3 protein-coding genes and 1 pseudogene are annotated in these 1,872 nt (G+C 65.5%); all 4 read right to left on the reverse strand.

What is annotated here, in order from left to right:
* Window positions 1–285: dioxygenase (locus JYJ84_RS35575; RefSeq protein ID WP_205190204.1), on the reverse strand; the 285-nt coding region annotated here is incomplete at its 3' end.
* A 207-nt stretch (window positions 286–492) separates the two neighbouring features.
* A complete protein-coding gene (locus JYJ84_RS35580; protein WP_048251007.1) occupies window positions 493–1,089 on the reverse strand; it encodes a UbiX family flavin prenyltransferase in 597 nt (198 codons plus the stop codon).
* Window positions 1,090–1,108: 19 nt separating this feature from the next.
* Window positions 1,109–1,420: a Grx4 family monothiol glutaredoxin gene (gene grxD / locus JYJ84_RS35585; protein WP_021161789.1), complete on the reverse strand. Its 312-nt coding sequence runs from the start codon at window positions 1,418–1,420 to the stop codon at window positions 1,109–1,111.
* 67 nt (window positions 1,421–1,487) lie between these two features.
* A pseudogene (locus JYJ84_RS35590) lies at window positions 1,488–1,872 on the reverse strand (protein-(glutamine-N5) methyltransferase, release factor-specific); the annotation flags it as partial.

The raw sequence follows: 1,872 nt of genomic DNA on the forward strand, positions 1-1,872 counted from the left end.
CGAGACCGGCCCGGCCGCGCGCTGGGCGACGCGGGGCGCGCCGGGCGCCGGGTAGCGGATGTCGTACAGCGCTTGCGGAAAGCCGTAGAAGTCGTGGATCGTTTCCGGATGCGCGGCGATGCTGGCGACGGGCCGCTGCGTGCCCCAGTGCGCGGACAGCATCAGCACCGCGCGCGGGCGCGGCAATTCGGCAGCGAGGTGCGTGAATGCACCGGACGGCAGCGTCGGGTCGATCGGCAGCGTCGGGGCGCCGTGGGACAGGTAGAGCGAAGGCAAGCGGTTCATGGCGGTGGCCTGCAAAGGGATTTGCCTGTGACTATAGGTGCGCACTGCGAATTGATAAATCCGCGTTTAGGAATTTGATTGACGCTCGCATGTTGATAATCGGGGCGATGCGTTGTGCCTGCGGCGGATGGCTGCGGTATTCGTGAAATCGAACGAGTTTCACGGAAAATCGGCGAAGATGCGCGCAGATTGGATCTGCGGGGGCGCTTACTGCGCGTGCCGGATGCCGGCCCACGGCGTCGTCAGCGGTGCGCTGAGCGCGAACAGGTCGAGCACGCGCGTGACGGTCTGGTCGACGAGTTCCTCGATCGTCTTCGGCATCGCGTAGAACGCGGGCAGCGGCGGGAAGACGATGCCGCCCATTTCGGTGACGGCCGTCATGTTGCGCAGATGCGCGAGGTTGAACGGCGTTTCGCGCACCATCAGCACGAGGCGGCGGCGCTCCTTCAACGTGACGTCGGCGGCGCGCGTGATCAGGTTGTCGGACAGCCCGTGCGCGACGCTCGCGAGCGTCTTCATCGAGCAGGGCGCGATCACCATCCCGTCGGTCGCGAACGATCCTGATGCGATCGTCGCGCCGACGTCGCGCACCGAATGCACGACGTCCGCGCGGCTTTCGACATCGGCCTTCGACAGCTTCAACTCATGCTGGATGTTGAGCCAGCCGGCGTTCGAAATCAGCAGGTGCGTTTCGACGCCGCCGGCGGCGCGCAGCAGGTCGAGCAGCCGTACGCCGTAGATCGCGCCGGTGGCGCCGGTGATCGCGACGATCAGCCGGCGTGGCGGCGCGCTGGGAGATGCCATCGAAAGGGGACGACGCGTATTACGCGGCGGCGAACAGTTGCTGCAGTTCGCCCGACTGGTACATCTCCATCATGATGTCCGAGCCGCCGATGAATTCGCCCTTCACGTAGAGCTGCGGGATGGTCGGCCAGTTCGAGAATTCCTTGATGCCCTGGCGGATCTCGTCGTCTTCGAGGACGTTGACCGTCTTGAACTGGTCGACGCCGCAGGCCTTCAGCACCTGGATGGCGCGGCCCGAGAAGCCGCACATCGGGAATTGTGCGTTGCCCTTCATGAAGAGCACGACCTGGTTTTCGTCGACGATTTGCTTGATACGTTGTTGGGTGTCCATGACTGACCTTGCGTTAGCGGGGCGTTAGATCGAAATGATAGCGGATTTCAACCGGGCGGGCCGGGCATCAGCCCGGCAGGCGGCCACCTGTCGTGCGTTCGATCGCGGCCAGATCGGCGAGCGATTCGACCGCGACGAAGCCGTGCGATGCGAGCACGGCGCGTACGGCTTCGGCCTGATCGTAGCCGTGCTCGATCCAGAGCGTGCCGCCCGGTTTCAAATAGGTGCCGGCGCCCGCGACGATCGTGCGGATCGCGCTGAGGCCGTCGGCATCGTCGGTGAGTGCGCCGCGCGGCTCGAAACGCAGGTCGCCTTGAGCGAGGTGCGGATCGTGCTGCGCAATGTACGGCGGGTTGCTGACGATCGTGTCGAATGCGAGCACCGGATCGAGCGCCGCGTACCAGTCGCTCTGAAGCCAGTGCAGCGGGCCGCCAGGGCGGTGCGCGTCGAGC

Origin of the sequence: Burkholderia sp. LMG 13014 (assembly GCF_905232215.1) — a bacterium.
Classification (GTDB): Bacteria; Pseudomonadota; Gammaproteobacteria; order Burkholderiales; family Burkholderiaceae; genus Burkholderia.

Excerpts from the sequence above, each read along its gene's own strand:
- grxD (WP_021161789.1), bottom strand. The coding sequence starts at position 1,420 with ATGGACACCCAACAACGTATCAAGCAAATCGTCGACGAAAACCAGGTC.
- JYJ84_RS35580 (WP_048251007.1), bottom strand. The coding sequence starts at position 1,089 with ATGGCATCTCCCAGCGCGCCGCCACGCCGGCTGATCGTCGCGATCACC.